This window comes from Proteus sp. G4380 (genome assembly GCF_963885725.1).
In the GTDB taxonomy this organism is placed as follows: Bacteria; Pseudomonadota; Gammaproteobacteria; order Enterobacterales; family Enterobacteriaceae; genus Proteus; species Proteus mirabilis.
The window spans coordinates 1-19,270 of the sequence record NZ_CAWPAV010000056.1; the positions used below are offsets into that span (position 1 = coordinate 1).

Sequence of the window (19,270 nt, forward strand, 5' to 3'; positions counted from 1 at the left end):
TATTTAAATCAGCTACGAAGTGAAATAGTGTCACTAAAAAACTCTAACAATACTCCTGACAGTTTAAATATAAATAAACAACCATTGATAGGAAAAGGACTTAGTGAAATAGAAAAAAATATTGAATTTATTGATAGGATACTTGATCAGGAAAATAAAAATCTACAACAATATAAAAGAGATTTGAATTCATTCAAGACAAAACACCTACCGTATCCTTCTTCCCAAAAGGATATTACAAATATGAATAAAACATTATTATCTAATATTTCAAACAATATAAGTAATATAAAGGATATAAAGGATGATTTAATAAAACAGCGTACTGAATTAAATAATCGTAGATCATTATCTAAAATCACCACAATAGATTTTTTATATTACGTTGAACATAAACCATTTTATATAAAAAAGGAAAATATATCTTTCAGTGAAATTGATATTCAATGCATTCACAACATGAAGAAAATATATGACAACATATGGTTTAAAAATGTAGAAGATAATTTAAAATCAAAATTATATTCTGATATTATCAAAAAAATAGATAAAGAAAAACCATCAAATAAAGTAGTTACGTAAAGTATTAATCATTATTCTCTAATTGTTAGTCATCTTAAGTAGGCTCCTTATAAAAAGCCTACTTTCATCGTTTAATATACCCGATAACCACCATATTTTTTAGCAAATTGATTAAATTTACCAAAATCAATCAACGCGATTTCTAACGAGCGATAGGCAATATGAGACATCTTAGCCACTTGTTCCACAAATACATGGTTATCTTCAAGAAGCTTAGCTGTAAGTGCTGAGGCAATAATCTCACACTCTTTCGGTGTCACAATCCAACCATCATTTGTAGCAAACTTATAAATTGGAATACACCCTTCTTTTTCACTCTCTTTAGCTAACAATGCCTCTTCTTCTTGCATAGCTTGCTTAAATAGTGTGATCTCTTCTTCTAGGGGGGCTGGATGTGTAGGAATATGATGATAAATATAGTCACCAATTTCTTCCATGCGCGCCGGTGTCATTTCAGCCTTAAGCCAAATCTTATCAAACATTTTTTCATCTAATAATGTATCTGTATCCAAATTCCCTGTTAATTGCATCAGATTTAAAAACGCATTAATGATAACTTCATTTAATGGGTAATTTCCTTTGGCTAAAGAAGGAAAAGGAACTTTAGTGCCAACTGTTGGGGTTTGCTGAAGATACAAAGTATAACTCATCATCATGTCCTTTTTTCTGATACAGGCTTACAGCTTATACATCTTTAATGGGAACTGCGAGAGAAAATAACAAGGGGATATGATTATCACCTTGTTATTTATTACATTATTACAATCTTCAGATACCGTTTAATTAAGGCTCATAACCTAAATTAGGGGCTAACCAACGCTCAACTTCACTCACACTCATACCACGACGTTTGGCGTAATCTTCTACCTGATCTTTTTGAATTTGAGCGACGGCAAAATATTTACTTTCAGGATGACTAAAATACCAACCCGATACCGAAGCCCCCGGCCACATCGCGTAAGCATCAGTAAGCTTCATACCAATGCGATTTTCTACATTTAACAGTTGCCAAATTTTTGCTTTTTCTGTGTGCTCTGGGCAAGCCGGATATCCCGGTGCAGGTCGTGTTCCTTGATATTTTTCTCTAATCAACTCGTCATTAGAGAGCGCTTCGTCAGGACTGTAACCCCAAATCTTGGTTCTCACTTGTTGATGCAAATATTCGGCAAAAGCTTCTGCAAGACGATCGGATAGCGCTTTTACCATAATTTTATTGTAATCATCATGAGCATTATCATACCCATTAGCGAGTGCATCTTCTTCTAGACCGCCGGTAACTGCAAAAGCACCAAAATAGTCAGCAAGACCACTATCCACAGGGGCAATAAAGTCTGCTAAGCAATAGTTAGGGTACTCTTTTTTTTCTGTTTGTTGGCGTAAATGGCAACAACGTAATAACTCATGCTGTCGCGTTTCATCTTGGTAAATAATAATGTCATCACCAAGGCGATTAGCAGGGAATAAACCAACGATACCTTTCGGTGTCAGTAATTTTTCACGGCTGAGTTTATCCAACATGGCATTCGCATCTGCAAAAACGCGTCTTGCCTCTTCTCCGACAACCTCATCTTCTAATATACGTGGATATTTCCCCGCCAATGACCAAGTCATAAAGAAAGGCGTCCAGTCGATATACTCACGTAAAGTTTCAATATTGGCTGTAACTTGTTGTACCCCTAATTGGTTCGGCTTAGGTGGCGTATAGTGTTGCCAGTCAAGCTGCAACGCATTGGCACGAGCTGTCGCTAAGGAAACGGGAGGCGTACGCGGTTTTTTTCTCGCATACTGCTGACGTACCACTTCATATTCACGGCGTGTTTTAGCGACAAAATCAGCCTTTTGTGTGGCCGATAATAATGCAGCGACCACCCCGACCGTCCTTGACGCATTCTGCACATAAACGGTTGGGTGGCTGTAATTAGGCTCAATTTTTACTGCCGTGTGCGCTTTCGATGTTGTCGCACCACCAATCATTAAAGGAAGAGAAAAACCGCGTCTTTCCATCTCCTTAGCAACATTCACCATCTCATCCAGTGATGGAGTGATCAATCCAGACAATCCAATAATATCAACATGTTCGTCAATGGCTGTTTGCAAGATTTTATCGCAAGGTACCATGACCCCCAGATCGATAATTTCATAGTTATTACATTGCAACACCACTCCGACAATATTTTTGCCAATGTCGTGGACATCTCCCTTTACTGTCGCCAGTAACACTTTTCCTGCCGAGCTGCCTGCTTTTTTTGTCGCTTGAATATAAGGTTCAAGGTAAGCTACGGCCTGTTTCATCACCCGTGCCGATTTTACTACTTGGGGTAAAAACATTTTACCTTCACCAAACAGATCGCCCACTGTGTTCATGCCATTCATTAATGGCCCTTCTATCACTTCGATAGGACTCGAAGCTTGTTGGCGACACGCTTCGGTATCTTCAATGATAAATTCGGTGATCCCTTTCACTAACGCGTACTCTAGGCGCTTTTCGACCTCCCATTGTCGCCATTGCGCAAGCGTAGAGTGCTGTTCCTCACTTTTAGTACCACGATAACGCTCTGCGAGTGCCAGTAAATTATCAGTACTCTCTGCATGGCGATTTAAAATAACATCCTCTACCGCATTACGTAGTTCATCCGGTAATGAGTCATAAATAGCGAGTTGCCCAGCATTGACAATCCCCATATCCATACCATTTTTTACAGCGTAATAGAGAAAAACGGAGTGGATCGCTTCCCGAACGGGATCGTTGCCCCGAAAAGAGAATGACACATTAGAAACACCGCCAGAAATTAAAGCATAAGGCAGTTGAGATTTAATATCCGCACAAACTTCTATAAAATCAACCGCATAATTATTATGTTCAGCAATACCCGTTGCTACAGCAAAAATATTGGGATCAAAAATAATATCTTCTGGTGGAAATCCAGCTTTTTCAGTTAATAGATGATACGCACGCTGACAAATTTCTATTTTTCGCTCTCGAGTATCTGCTTGCCCTATTTCATCAAACGCCATCACAACAACTGCAGCACCATACTTACGAACTAATTTTGCATGCTCAATAAAAAGGGCTTCCCCCTCTTTCATCGAAATCGAATTGACTATTCCCTTACCCTGAATACATTTCAATCCTTCCTCAATGACTTGCCATTTTGACGAGTCAATCATAATCGGGACTTTGGCAATATCGGGTTCACCCGCAATAAGATTAAGAAAACGTGTCATTGCTTCTATCGCATCTAACATGCCTTCATCCATATTGATATCGATGATTTGAGCACCGTTTTCAACTTGCTGACGAGCAACATCAAGGGCTTCTTGGTAATTACCTTCTTTTATTAAACGTTTAAATTTAGCCGAACCTGTCACATTCGTTCGTTCCCCCACATTGACGAACAGCGAATTATCATCAATGACCAAAGGCTCAAGACCTGAGAGTCGACAGGCTTTTTTAATGACAGGTAATGTTCTAGGTGCTATGCCATCAACCGCTTGAGCAATAGCCTGAATATGGGCAGGGGTTGTGCCACAACAACCACCGACAATATTAAGAAACCCAGCTTGCGCCCACTCCTTGATTTGTTCCGCCATCTCATTGGCATCTAAATCATATCCGCCAAAGGCATTAGGTAAGCCAGCATTAGGGTGAGCACTGACATAAGTTTCTGATATTTGGGAGAGAGTTTGAATATATTGGCGTAATTCTTTTGGCCCTAGCGCACAATTTAAACCAAATGATAACGCGTCGGCATGACGTAGTGAGTGATAAAAGGCTTCTGTGGTTTGCCCTGTTAATGTTCTACCTGACGCATCAGTGATAGTCCCTGAGATCATCACCGGTAATTCAATATTAAGATTATCAAACTCACATTTAATCGCAAAAATAGCCGCTTTAGCATTTAGAGTGTCAAAAATGGTTTCCACCATAATTAAATCCACCCCTCCTTTAATGAGTCCGCAGATCGCCTCTCGATAAGCCATCACTAATGTATCAAATGAGATATTACGAAATGCGGGATCGTTAACATCAGGAGAAATGGATGCTGTTCTATTGGTTGGCCCTAATACCCCTGCAACATAACGTGGTTTATCTGGCGTTAATGCACTCCATTTATCAGCACAGGCTCTGGCAAGTTTAGCAGCCTCTTCATTCAATTCTGCACATAACCCTTCCATCTGATAATCAGCCATGGCAATAGAGGTTGCATTAAAGGTGTTTGTTTCTACGATATCTGCACCGGCTTCAAAATAAGCATTATGAATTTCAGTAATGATCTGCGGCTGCGTCAAGACTAAAAGGTCATTATTCCCTTTAACATCACATTGCCAATGGGCAAAACGTTCACCTCGGTAATCTTCTTCTGCCAACTGATATTGCTGGATCATGGTTCCCATTGCGCCATCAAGGACTAAGATACGTTTGGCTAATGCTTGCGTAAGCTGCTGAGTTATCATGGTCACATTGCTTCCTCTACCAAAGAATATTGTGTTGTTGTTATTTTCGTTATATAGCAAGTTCGTTGTTTTTTTATCCTATCATATCTCTTTGCAAAGATTCCTAAGAGGAATATGAGAGATTTTCACCTAACCATAACCCGATAACATCAATATTTGTTTTCATATGCTTTGTTTTGAAAAATATACAGATCAGAGGAGTTTTATTACGTTATATAGGTCATAATAGAGGATAATATGGACAGTATTTCTGGAGTGTAAGTATGACCGTCTCCCCTACCAATAAAAAAGCTCGTAAGCCAAAAACACCCGCAACTCAAAGTACTGCACAAGGTGGCCCCGTTCAGTCATTAAGCCGTGGCTTAACATTATTGGAATATATTTCCGAATCTCCAGGCGGTATTGCTTTAACTGATTTAGCTTTTCAAGCAGGACTACCCAATTCCACTACTCACCGCTTACTTACTACTTTGCAACAACATGGTTTTGTACGCCAAGTAGGTGATTTAGGTTTATGGGTAGTGGGCACTCATGCCTTTATTGTCGGTAGTAGCTTTCTGCAAACCCGTAACCTACTGGTTATGGTGCACCCTATATTGCGTCAATTAATGGAAGATTCAGGTGAAACCGTTAATTTGGCTATTCTTGATCAAGTTGAATTTGATGCAGTGATTGTCGACCAAGTACAATGTAATGCATTAATGAGAATGTCTGCCCCAATTGGCGGCAAGTTGCCAATGCATGCATCTGGTGCAGGTAAAGCATTTCTATCCACTTTACCGGAAAATAAGTTACTCCCCCTTTTACAGAAAAAAGGTCTGATGGCCTATACCCCTTATACCAAAACCTTACCTTCCGCATTAAAAGAGAATTTAGAACAAGCTCGTAAACAAGGTTTCTCTTTTGATGATGAAGAGCATGCATTAGGTTTGCGTTGTATTGGCGCTTGTATCTATGATGAACACCACCAGCCTTTTGCCGCTATTTCACTCTCTGGCCCCGTATCTAGAATGACAGATTCACGCATTACGGAATTAGGTGCACTGGTGATAAAAGCGGCTAAGCAGATCAGCCGTGAATATGGTGGTGTAAAAAGTTAACCCAGCTAGGCCTTTCTATTTATTTATGTACAAATTAGGAAGGCTTCTCCTTAAATAAAACGATTCAGCTTATGCAAAAATCGTTTTTTTTCATTTTTAGCCGTTAAATATTAAAAAACTGTTACTTATCATCTTAAAAAATTGATATCGATCACAGATGTTGTTTAAGCTTGGTTTAAGAGTATTGCAACTGAGCTTGTTACCCGTAACAATGTTACCGGTAACAAGTTATTGCTAAGCGCTTATATTTTTTCTTATAGCAATAAGTAATGCCGTCACCCTGTGTGAATAAAGGAAGCACTATTATGAACCCGAAAAATCATGACCAGTTTCAGAACAACTTCGCCGCATTAAACGAAACCGTACAACAAGTGACTGAACGTATTGTTGCTCGCTCACAAATAACTCGTCGCGCTTATCTGAAAAAAATTGAAGCTGCTAAAAGCCAAACCGTACACCGTGCCCAGTTAGCTTGCGGTAATTTGGCTCATGGTTTTGCCGCCTGTCAAAGTGAAGATAAAAATTTACTTAAGAATATGGTTCATAATGATATCGCCATCATTACTGCATATAACGATATGTTATCCGCTCATAAACCTTATGAAGATTATCCACAAAAAATTAAAGCGGCATTGCATACTGTTGGCGCTGTAGGTCAAGTCGCTGGTGGTGTGCCTGCGATGTGTGATGGTGTGACACAAGGGCAAGATGGAATGGAGCTATCACTGCTAAGTCGCGATGTTATTGCCATGTCTGCAGCTGTCGGGTTATCTCATAATATGTTTGATGGCGCCCTTTATTTAGGGATCTGCGATAAAATCGTTCCAGGGCTTACTATGGCAGCACTGTCATTCGGTCATCTGCCTGCAATTTTTGTCCCTGCAGGTCCAATGACCAGTGGTTTACCCAATAAAGAAAAGGTGCGTATTCGCCAACTGTATGCAGAAGGCAAGGTCGATCGTAATGCTTTATTAGAAGCAGAAGCAGCCTCTTACCATAGTATGGGAACTTGTACTTTTTATGGTACAGCAAACTCCAATCAAATGGTGATGGAAGCAATGGGCTTACATTTACCTGGCTCCTCTTTTGTTCATCCAGATACTCCATTACGTGAAGCATTAACAGAAGCGGCAGCAAAACAAATTGTACGCTTAACAGAAAACTCGGGGAATTATTTACCTATTGGTCAATTAGTTGACGAAAAGGTGATTGTTAACGGTATTATTGTGCTGTTAGCCACAGGTGGCTCAACAAATCTCACCATGCATTTAGTGGCAATGGCACGGGCGGCGGGCATTATGATTAATTGGGATGATTTTTCTCAATTATCACAAGTTGTGCCATTAATTGCTCGTATTTATCCTAATGGTCCGGCAGATATTAATCAATTCCAAGCGGCAGGTGGTCTTGCTCTTATTATTCGTGAATTACTGAAAAAAGGCTTAATTCATCGCGATGTCAATACGGTGGCAGGATTTGGTATTGAACGCTATACCTTAGAGCCGTGGCTAAATGAAGGTAAACTTAATTGGCGTGAAGGTGCAATACAATCTTTAGATAAAGATGTAATTGCCGATATCAATACGCCATTCTCTTCACATGGCGGAACACAGGTGATGGAAGGTAATTTAGGTCGAGCAGTGATGAAAACGTCGGCGGTGCCTGATGAAAATAAAATTATTGAAGCACCTGCTGTTGTGTTTAATAGCCAACATGATATTGCCGCTAAATTTAGCGCCGGTGAATTGAATAAAGATTGTGTAGTCGTTGTGCGTTATCAAGGTCCCCAAGCCAATGGGATGCCAGAATTACATAAACTCATGCCTCCTTTAGGGGTATTGATGGATAAAGGCTATAAAGTGGCATTAGTCACAGATGGCCGTCTTTCTGGTGCATCAGGTAAAGTTCCTGCCGCTATTCATGTAACACCAGAGGCGGTAAACGGTGGACTATTAGCAAAAGTACAAGATGGTGACATTATTCGTGTTAATGGCAAAACAGGTGAATTAACACTCTTAGTTGATGAACAAACCTTAGAAGCTCGCCAAACCGAAATACCTGATCTCAGCGCAAACAATAGCGGTTGCGGTCGTGAGTTGTTCGTTAATTTACGTCGCCATTTATCAGGTGCTGAACAAGGTGCTTGCTGTATTGATTTTTAATACATAAAGTTTTCATTGCCTAATGAGGAGCAAGCCTATTTATTTGCTCTTCATTATTTCTGATTAGGAAAGATAAAGATGAATCATTGGAATACAAGTGCAGAGTCTGTACTAAAATCAGGGCCCGTTGTTCCTGTTATTGTTATTAATCATATTGAAGAAGCTGTACCTGTCGCAAAAGCGTTAGTCGCCGGTGGGGTAAAAGTTTTAGAAGTGACACTACGTACAGACTGCGCTATTGAAGCTATTTGTCGCATTGCTAAAGAAGTACCAGAAGCCATTGTTGGTGCAGGGACAGTGATCAACCCTCAACAATTAGCCCAAGTCACAGAAGCGGGTGCACAATTTGCCATTAGCCCAGGCTTAACCGATGCGCTATTAAAAGCTGCGGTAGCAGGCTCTATTCCTCTTATCCCTGGTATCTCGACTGTTTCTGAATTAATGCTAGGTATGAGTTACGGTTTAAATGAATTTAAGTTTTTCCCAGCAGAAGCTAATGGTGGCGTTAAAGCATTAAAAGCAATTGCAGGACCATTCTCACAAGTACGTTTCTGCCCAACCGGCGGTATTTCGCCTGAAAACTACCGTAACTACCTTGCACTGGAAAGTGTACTTTGTATCGGTGGCTCTTGGTTAGTTCCGAGTGATGCTGTGAAAGCAGGAGATTATCAACGTATTACTGAGCTAGCAAAAGAAGCTGTTGCTGGCGCTCAACATTAATTTAATGCTTTAATTATTACCCAATAAAGATAGGTATATCATTCGATTATCTATCTTTATTACTCTATTTTATTAACCGATATCGTTATCAATAAAACGTTTACTTTGTGGATAGGCGTAAACATCTTCAATATACCCTTGTTTAATTCTTTGCTGCTGTTGTTGCCAGTATTCAGGTGAAAGAAGATCATGATGTTGAGCTTCAAAATAATGACATACTTGCTTATCACAACATAAAAAGTAACGAAACTCTTCAGGAAAAACATCATTTTCAGCAACGCTATACCAAGGCTCACTGGCCAGTTCATCTTCAGGATAGCGAGCGGGAGGAATAGCACGGAAATTCATATCTGTCATATAACTTATTTCATCATAATCATAAAAAATAACTCGATGATGACGTGTCACGCCAAAATTCTTAAATAACATATCACCAGGAAAAATATTTGCGGCAATCAACTCTTTAAGTGCTTGGCCATAATCTTCAACCACGGCTTTTAACTGTTTATCGTCACACTGCTCCATATAGATATTAAGTGGCGTCATACGGCGTTCCATATACAGATGGCTGATCAGTAACTTATCACCTAGATCTTCTAATTTATTGGGGATCTCCTGTTCTAAGATCGCCATTAAGTCGTTACTGATCCGCTTTTTATCAATAACAAAGTTCTCAAACTCTTGCGTATCCGCCATTCTCCCAACACGATCATGCTCTTTCACCAAGCGATAGCACTCTTTGACACGCTCTGCAGTCATTGTTTTTTGTGGCGCAAACCTATCTTTGATCACTTTAAACACTCTATCGTAAGTAGGCAGTGTGAAAACGAGCATCACCATTCCTTTTACCCCCGGAGCTTCAATAAATTGTTCCGATGAAAAATTCATAAAAGCAAGGTATTCACGGTAATATTCAGTTTTGCCATGTTTCTGACAACCAATCGACATATAGAGCTCTGCAATAGACTTTTCAGGGAGAATATCCCGTAACCATGTTACTAATGCCGCGGGAAATGGCGCATAAACCATAAAATAAGAACGAGCAAAACCAAAAACAATACTGGCTTCATCTGTTGTCGTTAAACAGGTATCAATAACTAAGTGCTGTTCAATATTATGAATAGGTAATAACAGGGGAATAAATTGATTATTTATCGCTATCTTACCAATCATCCATGCCGCTTTATTACGGTAAAATAGCTCATTAGCAATGTGAAATACCGCATTTTGTAATTCCTCATGGCTAAATTGCGCATAGAGCGTTTGGCAAATAAATTGAATATCTCGCGATTTATTTTGCCACGGTAAACGCAAAGGTAGGCGCGATAAAATATCTTGCAATAATGCGGGTAAATCACTTTGTATAACAAACGTTCTTGATAAAGGGCGAGGGGCTTGCGCAAAACGATACGCAGGTTGTGATGAAAAAACGAATAAGTTTTTTTTATTAAGCTCTCGATGATGAAATAGACGACAATAGACTGAATTAAAAAAACTTTCAGCAATTTCAAAACGGGGATAGTTAGGTAATAATTGTGTGTATCGCTCTTTGACTTTTTGTAAGAAAACACTTTCTTTATCAATATCATGTCGGATACATCTAAGTTGTTCCACAACTAATCCAACATGATTATCGTATAAGCGGATGCGCTCTTTCATCGCCAATTGAATACCATGCCAATCTGCTTGCTCAAAACGATATTGAGCACCTGACGTTATCTCAAGAAAACGCCCATATTGTGCATCAAAGCCTTGTAAGATCGTTTGAGCGACTAAGTCTTCAGCTGTCATCAACTGACCTCATGAAAAAGAGGAGCATCCTGCTCCTGAATTATCACCACAAAAGTGCATCACAGTAAGGACTAGAATTGTTGCTCTTCAGTAGAGCCAGTTAATGCCGTAACAGATGACATACCACCTTGAATAATCGTCGTCACTTTATCAAAATAGCCGGTGCCCACTTCTTGTTGATGAGATGAGAAGGTGTAGCCTTTCGATAGTGCAGCAAATTCTTTTTCTTGTACCTTTTCAACATAGTGTTTCATACCTTCACCTTTAGCGTAATCATGCGCTAAATCGAACATATTGAACCACATACTATGAATACCCGCTAAAGTGATAAACTGGAATTTATACCCCATCGCAGAAAGCTCATCTTGGAAATGGGCGATCGTGCTATCGTCAAGATTCTTTTTCCAGTTAAAAGATGGAGAGCAGTTATACGCTAACATTTTACCGGGATATTTATCATGGATCGCTTCGGCAAATTTAGCCGCCATTTTCAGATCTGGCGTGGAAGTCTCACACCAAACCAAATCGGCATAAGGGGCATAAGCAAGCCCTCGACTAATGGCCTGATCAATTCCTGCATGAGTACAGAAAAAACCTTCAGCGGTACGCTCACCAGTTAAAAATGAACTATCGTAAGGATCGCAATCTGAAGTTAAGAGATCGGCCGCATCCGCATCAGTTCTAGCAACTAATAAGGTAGGAACATCCGAAACATCTGCCGCTAAACGTGCTGCCACCAGCTTTTGCACAGCCTCTTGCGTAGGTACTAAGACTTTTCCGCCCATATGACCGCATTTTTTCACTGCGGCTAACTGATCTTCAAAGTGAACGCCTGCTGCACCCGCCTCAATCATTGCTTTCATTAATTCAAATGCGTTAAGTACACCACCAAAACCCGCTTCTGCATCAGCAACAATAGGAAGGAAAAAATCAATATAATCTTTATGCTGAGGGCCGATACCATTTGACCACTGAATTTGATCAGCTCGTCTAAACGTATTATTAATACGCTGAACAACATTGGGTACAGAGTCCACCGGGTATAAAGATTGATCAGGGTACATACTGGCAGCAGTATTCGCATCAGCCGCCACTTGCCAACCAGATAGATAAATGGCTTCTAATCCCGCTTTAGCTTGCTGTAATGCTTGCCCTCCTGTTAAAGCACCTAATGCATTGACATATCCCTTCTTCGACTTACCATTTAATGATGACCAAAGCCGTTGCGCACCACGTCTTGCTAAGGTATGTTCAGGGTTAACGGAACCTCGTAATTTAATGACATCTTCTGCGCTATAAGGACGTTTGATCCCTTTCCAGCGAGGTTGTTCCCACTCTTTTTCTAATTGGGCAATCTGCTCTGATCTACTCATAGACATAAAATAACTCCTATAAATCTGGTAGTGATGATGTTTTATATTTGCAGTTTATAAATACGTTATGACGTATCTTTTTTAATTTAAAAGTTGATAACCCGGTAAAGTCAGAAAATCGACTAATTCATCTTGGGTAGTAATGTTATCCATTAAGGTTGCTGCTTCTTTAAAACGACCTTGCTCAAAGCGGGTATCACCCACTTCTTGGCGAATAACTTCCAGCTCTTCTTTCAACATGTTGCGAAAAAGCGCTTTTGTTACAATCTGTCCATCCGATAATAGTTTTTGATGACGGATCCATTGCCAAATAGAGGTTCGAGATATCTCTGCCGTGGCGGCATCTTCCATTAGCCCATAAATAGGCACACAACCATTACCTGAGATCCACGCTTCAATATATTGCACAGCAACACGGATATTCGCTCTCATTCCTGTTGCTGTTCTTTCACCTTCACAAGGGGCCAATAACATGTCTGCGGTGATCTTTTCATGACGTTGTACATCAAGTTGGTTTGCTCGCTCTCCTAATACCGCATCAAACGCAGATAACACCGTTTCGGCTAATCCAGGGTGAGCTATCCAAGTACCATCATGGCCATTAGTTGCTTCAAGCTCTTTATCCTCAAATACCTTTTGTAAAATGACACCATTTTGCTCCGCAGAGCGACTGGGGATAAAAGCAGACATTCCTCCCATCGCAAATGCACCACGTTTATGACAAGTTTGAATAAGTAGTCGGGAATAAGCACTTAAGAAAGGTTGAGTCATTGTAATACCCTGTCTATCCGGTAACACACGATCAGGGTAATTCTTCAACGTTTTGATATAGCTAAAGATATAATCCCAACGTCCACAATTAAGGCCCACAATATGCTCTTTCATATGGAATAAGATCTCTTCCATTTGAAATACCGCAGGTAAAGTTTCAATTAATACTGTGGCTTTAATAGTTCCGCTGGCTAAACCGAAGCGTTTTTCAGTGAAATGAAAAACATCACTCCACCATTTTGCCTCTTGCCAAGTTTGTAATTTAGGAATGTAAAAATAAGGCCCACTGCCCTTTGCCTGTAATGTTTTATAGTTATGGTAAAGATATAAGGCAAAATCAAACAAGCACCCAGGAATAGGTTTTCCCTGCCATAGCACATGCTTCTCAGGCAAGTGTAATCCCCTGACTCGAGCAATTAACACCGCAGGCGATGCTTTTAGTTGATAGCACTTACCTTGTTCATTGGTGTAGGAAATTGTTCCTTTGACAGCATCACGTAAATTAATTTGGCCATCAATAACCTTATCCCATGTCGGGGCAAGTGAATCCTCAAAATCTGCCATAAATACTTTTACATTAGCATTTAATGCATTGATCACCATTTTACGATCTACGGGGCCTGTAATTTCGACCCGACGATCTTGCAAGTCTTTAGGAATTGGATTCACTTTCCATTCTGAGTTTATAATGGAATCTGATTCTGAAATAAAATCAGGAAGCATTCCATTATCCACTTTTTGTTTCCAAATTTCTCTTTCTGCTAATAAGGTGTCACGACGTTCTGAAAACTGACTGACCAAATCAGTCAAAAATGACTCAACATCATGATTTAATATCTCTTTTTCAGCTATTCCAAAAGGTTTTGTGAAGCTTAATGCTTCTGTAGTTAATGATTGTGACATTCTGCATTCCCCTAAAATCTTTTACACACCTGATTAAGATTAATGCAGTTTTTACAAAAATCAAAAATGAATTCCATTTTTATTTAAACATTTTTTAACAATGTGATTACACCAATGTTTTTTGGCTGAATAAAAATGGCTATTTCAAAAATAACTCGAGGGATCTTGGCTTGTTGAATGATTAAACAAACTAAGATCGTGCGAAGATCACATAAAGGTCGGCTTATAACATTTACTTATATGAATATTCTTCATATACAGCATCTACACCTCGACTTTTAGATCTGAATTGGCTAAATTCAGGCTTCTAGATGTCTAGATGTTTTTTAGAGGTTATTGAGATGCCGATCAGAGTACCAGACGAACTACCCGCAGTGAGTTGTTTACGCAATGAGAATGTCTTTGTCATGACATCAAGTAGAGCGAGTATTCAAGATATTCGTCCTTTAAAAGTACTGTTACTCAATCTGATGCCCAAAAAAATAGAAACAGAAAATCAATTTCTACGGTTGCTCTCTAATAGTCCGTTACAAATTGATATCCAATTATTGCGTATTGATTCTCGTGTTCCCAAAAATACACCTGTTGAGCATCTTGATACTTTTTATTGTGATTTTGCCCAAATTAAAGAACAGAATTTTGATGGCTTGATTGTAACGGGAGCACCATTAGGTTTAGTTGAATTTGAAGATGTGGCTTATTGGGAGGAAATAAAAGAAATCATTACATGGGCAAAAGAGCATGTTACTTCAACACTTTTTATTTGCTGGGCCGCTCAAGCGGGCCTAAATATTTTATATGACTTACCTAAATATACCTTAAAACAAAAAATTTCTGGGGTATATCGTCATACAACATGTGATCCTTTCGCGTTACTGACTCGTGGGTTTGATGAAACATTCTTTGCCCCTCATTCACGTTATGCTGGTTTTCCTGTTGAGTTTATTCAACAAAATACAGATTTAGAAATATTAGCAACATCAGAGCAAGCTGGGGCTTACCTATTCGCATCTAAAGATAAACGAGTTGTCTTTGCCACAGGCCACCCAGAATACGATCCCAATACATTAGCTGACGAATATCATCGTGATGTTAAAGCTGGATTAGCACCACAACTACCTGAAAATTATTTTCCCGATAATAATCCTAATAAAAAACCTCTTGTATCTTGGCGTAGTCATGGCCATTTACTCTTTGCAAATTGGCTAAATTATTATGTTTATCAAATTACACCATTTGATCTGGCACAGATGAACCCAACTTTAGATTAAAATAAAACCCCAAATTCAATTTATTTGGGGTTTGATATTTAAAAAAATACTTGAGATTATTTATAGCGATGCGCTAATGCATTCGCTGCAATCATTGCGTTGTAGACATCTTCTTCAGTCACTTTCATCGGCATATTGCCCATGGTATCACCTTCTGCACAAGCAATTTTCGCTACATTACGCCATTCACTTTCAATAAACTCTTTCATTCCCATATCTTCAAGCGTTAATGGCAATTCAGCCGCTTTGATAATACGAATAACTTCATCAATTTCTTCTTGTGGCGCATTTTCTAACACTAATTGTGTTAATAATCCAAATACCACTTTTTCACCATGTTGCACATGATGTAAGGAAGCAACTGCAGACATACCATTATTGACCGCATGAGCGGCGGCTAAACCACCTGCTTCAGCCCCCACACCACTTAAATAAATAGTCGCTTCAATAGTTTGCTCTAAAGCTTGTGTGGTAATTTTATGGCGCACAGCATCCATTGCTTTATCAATATTTTCACTCAATATTTCAAAACACAATTGTGCTAGACCTAAACCTGTACGTGATGGACGTTGATTAACTAAATTAAGTCCATCAGCTTGATAGCAAGCACGTGCTTCAAAATAAGTGGCTAAAGCATCACCGACACCTGCAGAGAAGAAGCGTTGTGGTGCAGAAGCAATAATCGCGGTATCCGCAATCACCATATCAGGGTTCTGAGGTAAGAATAAGTATTTATCAAATTCACCATTTTCTTTATAAAGAACAGAAAGGGCCGTACAAGGCGCATCTGTAGAAGCAATCGTTGGGAATAAAATAACAGGGAGGTGATGATAATAAGCAACCGCTTTAGATACGTCTAATGTTTTACCACCACCGATACCGATAATAACATTCGCTTTATTTTCAACAACAATCTTACCCAAGCGATCCACTTCAGCTTCTGTACATTCGTAATTAAATTTTTCAACGAAACCAGATAGCCCATTTTCTTTAATTGACGACAAAGCTTCTTTATTTACTTTTTCTAGGAAAAATTCATCGCTGATAATAAAAGCATTATCTCCGAAATCTTTCATATAATTACCAACAGAAGCAAGTAATTGACTACCAATAAAGAATTTTTTAGGGGATGTTACAGAGCGAGGTAATATAGAAGACATAACTAAATTCCTTTATTTAGATTTTGCTACAGTAAGTAGCAGAATTAACATTTATCTTACCCCTCATCAGAATTCGAATCTAGTAAACTCTGTAATAGATATTATCAATATATTCTATTTAGTTTAAAGAAAACAACATGTTAATAAAATAATAAATTTTATAGAATGGCAAGATAGCTTATCGTAAAGAAGATAATTTCCCTTAAACCTTCAATTAAACCTAGAAAACTAAACAACTATATTATGATGTTATCAGTAGCGTTACCCACTAATACCATTAAAGGAACAACACAATTAACCATTATTTGATATACATGCATGGTATATTCGCGTTATAACTCTCTTTTATTTTTACCAAGGTGATTTTTGTGAAAGACGCCGTGATCCTCGTTGATAAAAATGACAATGAGCTAGGAACCATGCCCAAGCTGGAGGCACATATTACTGGTGCCTTACATAGAGCCTTTTCATTATTTATTTTCAATTCTAAGCAACAAATGTTGATCCAGCAACGAGCACTGACTAAATATCACTCTGGCGGTCTATGGGCGAATACTTGTTGTAGCCATCCTTTACCCAATGAACCTCTATCACAAGCAATACATCGGCGTTTAAATGAAGAATTAGGTATGCAGTGTGATATGCAACCTATTGGTACGATTTTATATAATGAGAAAGTCACGGATGATCTTATTGAGCATGAGTTTGATCATCTTTTTTTAGGCTTTAGTGATAAAACACCACAGTGTCATCCCGATGAAGTTATGGATCATCGTTGGATTTCATTAAACGAGCTTTATCATGATGTAGAAAAACATCCTGAAAACTATAGTGCATGGTTCTGCCATATATTAATGGCTCTTGGTATAGAGCAGTTTACTCGATGGAGTAAAAATATTACTTAGTTGCTCTCTTATTGAAATTGATACTTAACTATAAAAAAGTGTTAGCATGACTCAAGGTAAAATACGATCTTCTAAACGCAAAAAAGCCAACCCAGAGGGTTGGCTTTCTCGTCTTATTTAATGCTTGGCAGTTCCCTACTCTCACATGGGGAGACCCCACACTACCATCGGCGCTACGGCGTTTCACTTCTGAGTTCGGCATGGGATCAGGTGGGACCACCGCGCTATGGCCGCCAAGCAAATTCGTTTTATTACCCGTTATCTTCTGTTATCACAGTCTATAACCAGTAATTCAATCTTGAACAAGCTGACTTTATCGTTTCGTCTCTCTGACAAAACACTTTCGGTGTTGTCAGGTTAAGCCTCACGGTTCATTAGTACTGGTTAGCTCAACGTATCGCTACGCTTACACACCCAGCCTATCAACGTCTTAGTCTTAAACGTTCCTTTAGGTCGCTTAAAGCGACAGGGAAGACTCATCTCGAGGCAAGTTTCCCGCTTAGATGCTTTCAGCGGTTATCTCTTCCGCACTTAGCTACCGGGCAATGCCATTGGCATGACAACCCGAACACCAGTGGTGCGTTCACTCCGGTCCTCTCGTACTAGGAGCAACCCCTCTCAATCTTCCAACGCCCACGGCAGATAGGGACCGAACTGTCTCACGACGTTCTAAACCCAGCTCGCGTACCACTTTAAATGGCGAACAGCCATACCCTTGGGACCTACTTCAGCCCCAGGATGTGATGAGCCGACATCGAGGTGCCAAACACCGCCGTCGATATGAACTCTTGGGCGGTATCAGCCTGTTATCCCCGGAGTACCTTTTATCCGTTGAGCGATGGCCCTTCCATTCAGAACCACCGGATCACTAAGACCTACTTTCGTACCTGCTCGAGCCGTCACTCTCGCAGTCAAGCTGGCTTATGCCTTTGCACTAACCGCATGATGTCCGACCATGCTTAGCCAACCTTCGTGCTCCTCCGTTACTCTTTAGGAGGAGACCGCCCCAGTCAAACTACCCACCAGACACGGTCCCCGACCCAGTTTATGGGCCTAGGTTAGAACATCAAACGTTAAAGGGTGGTATTTCAAGGTTGGCTCCATGCAGACTGGCGTCCACACTTCAAAGCCTCCCACCTATCCTACACATCAAGGCTCAATGTTCAGTGTCAAGCTATAGTAAAGGTTCACGGGGTCTTTCCGTCTTGCCGCGGGTACACTGCATCTTCACAGCGAGTTCAATTTCACTGAGTCTCGGGTGGAGACAGCCTGGCCATCATTACGCCATTCGTGCAGGTCGGAACTTACCCGACAAGGAATTTCGCTACCTTAGGACCGTTATAGTTACGGCCGCCGTTTACTGGGGCTTCGATCAGGAGCTTCGCCTTACGGCTGACCCCATCAATTAACCTTCCAGCACCGGGCAGGCGTCACACCGTATACGTCCACTTTCGTGTTTGCACAGTGCTGTGTTTTTAATAAACAGTTGCAGCCAGCTGGTATCTTCGACTGGCTTCAGCGCCGTCCGCGAGGGACTTTACCTACCGCCAGCGTGCCTTCTCCCGAAGTTACGGCACCATTTTGCCTAGTTCCTTCACCCGAGTTCTCTCAAGCGCCTGAGTATTCTCTACCTGACCACCTGTGTCGGTTTGGGGTACGATTGTTGGTAACCTGAAGCTTAGAGGCTTTTCCTGGAAGCGGGGCATCAATTGCTTCACCACCTTGGTGGTTCGTCATCACATCTCAGCATTAAGTGACCGGATTTGCCTAATCACTCTGCCTACCTGCTTGAACCGGGACGACCGTCGCCCGGACAACCTAGCCTTCTCCGTTCCCCCATCGCAGTTACCACCAGTACGGGAATATTAACCCGTTTCCCATCGACTACGCTTTTCAGCCTCGCCTTAGGGGTCGACTCACCCTGCCCCGATTAACGTTGGACAGGAACCCTTGGTCTTCCGGCGTGCGGGTTTTTCACCCGCATTATCGTTACTTATGTCAGCATTCGCACTTCTGATACCTCCAGCATACCTCACAGTACACCTTCGCAGGCTTACAGAACGCTCCCCTACCCAAC

At 40.3% G+C, this 19,270-nt stretch carries 12 protein-coding genes and 2 rRNA genes; 6 read left to right on the plus strand and 8 right to left on the minus strand.

Annotated elements, in window-relative coordinates; genetic code table 11:
* The coding region (locus AACU98_RS04940; protein WP_161735631.1) for a hypothetical protein at positions 1–582 on the plus strand (582 nt) is incomplete at its 5' end.
* Positions 583–653: 71 nt separating this feature from the next.
* On the opposite strand, the gene AACU98_RS04945 is transcribed toward AACU98_RS04940, so the two are convergent.
* Together AACU98_RS04945 and metH are read right to left on the minus strand one after the other, a co-directional pair.
* Positions 654–1,232, minus strand: coding sequence for a hypothetical protein (locus AACU98_RS04945; protein WP_233693367.1), 579 nt, complete (start codon positions 1,230–1,232; stop codon positions 654–656).
* A gap of 133 nt (positions 1,233–1,365) precedes the next feature.
* Positions 1,366–5,037 (minus strand): methionine synthase, encoded by a 3,672-nt coding sequence (metH, locus tag AACU98_RS04950; RefSeq protein ID WP_161735637.1) that lies wholly within the window; start codon positions 5,035–5,037, stop codon positions 1,366–1,368.
* A gap of 263 nt (positions 5,038–5,300) precedes the next feature.
* Here metH and iclR point away from each other — a divergent pair, with 263 nt between their 5' ends.
* The 3 genes from iclR to AACU98_RS04965 all read left to right on the plus strand — a co-directional run bounded on the left by iclR (position 5,301) and on the right by AACU98_RS04965 (position 9,019).
* Entirely contained in the window at positions 5,301–6,137 is an 837-nt protein-coding gene (gene iclR / locus AACU98_RS04955; RefSeq protein WP_004245921.1) for a glyoxylate bypass operon transcriptional repressor IclR, read from the plus strand.
* A gap of 305 nt (positions 6,138–6,442) precedes the next feature.
* Entirely contained in the window at positions 6,443–8,299 is a 1,857-nt protein-coding gene (gene edd / locus AACU98_RS04960; RefSeq protein ID WP_161735633.1) for a phosphogluconate dehydratase, read from the plus strand.
* 78 nt (positions 8,300–8,377) lie between these two features.
* Complete coding sequence (locus tag AACU98_RS04965; RefSeq protein WP_110706891.1) at positions 8,378–9,019, plus strand: bifunctional 4-hydroxy-2-oxoglutarate aldolase/2-dehydro-3-deoxy-phosphogluconate aldolase; 642 nt, start codon at positions 8,378–8,380, stop codon at positions 9,017–9,019.
* 72 nt (positions 9,020–9,091) lie between these two features.
* On the opposite strand, the gene aceK is transcribed toward AACU98_RS04965, so the two are convergent.
* The 3 genes from aceK to aceB form a co-directional block, all read right to left on the minus strand.
* Positions 9,092–10,810, minus strand: a complete 1,719-nt coding sequence (aceK, locus tag AACU98_RS04970; protein ID WP_004245924.1) for a bifunctional isocitrate dehydrogenase kinase/phosphatase — start codon at positions 10,808–10,810, stop codon at positions 9,092–9,094.
* Between the two features lie 71 nt (positions 10,811–10,881).
* Positions 10,882–12,189, minus strand: coding sequence for an isocitrate lyase (gene aceA, locus AACU98_RS04975; protein WP_004245925.1), 1,308 nt, complete (start codon positions 12,187–12,189; stop codon positions 10,882–10,884).
* 75 nt (positions 12,190–12,264) lie between these two features.
* Positions 12,265–13,857 (minus strand): malate synthase A, encoded by a 1,593-nt coding sequence (gene aceB, locus AACU98_RS04980; protein ID WP_161735635.1) that lies wholly within the window; start codon positions 13,855–13,857, stop codon positions 12,265–12,267.
* Positions 13,858–14,198: 341 nt separating this feature from the next.
* Here aceB and metA point away from each other — a divergent pair, with 341 nt between their 5' ends.
* Complete coding sequence (gene metA / locus AACU98_RS04985; protein WP_004245927.1) at positions 14,199–15,128, plus strand: homoserine O-acetyltransferase MetA; 930 nt, start codon at positions 14,199–14,201, stop codon at positions 15,126–15,128.
* A 56-nt stretch (positions 15,129–15,184) separates the two neighbouring features.
* On the opposite strand, the gene AACU98_RS04990 is transcribed toward metA, so the two are convergent.
* Positions 15,185–16,288, minus strand: a complete 1,104-nt coding sequence (locus tag AACU98_RS04990) for a glycerol dehydrogenase (protein ID WP_004245929.1) — start codon at positions 16,286–16,288, stop codon at positions 15,185–15,187.
* Positions 16,289–16,647: 359 nt separating this feature from the next.
* Here AACU98_RS04990 and idi point away from each other — a divergent pair, with 359 nt between their 5' ends.
* Positions 16,648–17,193, plus strand: a complete 546-nt coding sequence (gene idi / locus AACU98_RS04995; RefSeq protein WP_004245930.1) for an isopentenyl-diphosphate Delta-isomerase — start codon at positions 16,648–16,650, stop codon at positions 17,191–17,193.
* A gap of 122 nt (positions 17,194–17,315) precedes the next feature.
* Here the strand turns inward: idi and rrf are convergent.
* Positions 17,316–17,431 (minus strand): 5S ribosomal RNA (rrf, locus tag AACU98_RS05000).
* A 115-nt stretch (positions 17,432–17,546) separates the two neighbouring features.
* Positions 17,547–19,270 (minus strand): 23S ribosomal RNA (locus AACU98_RS05005); the annotation flags it as partial.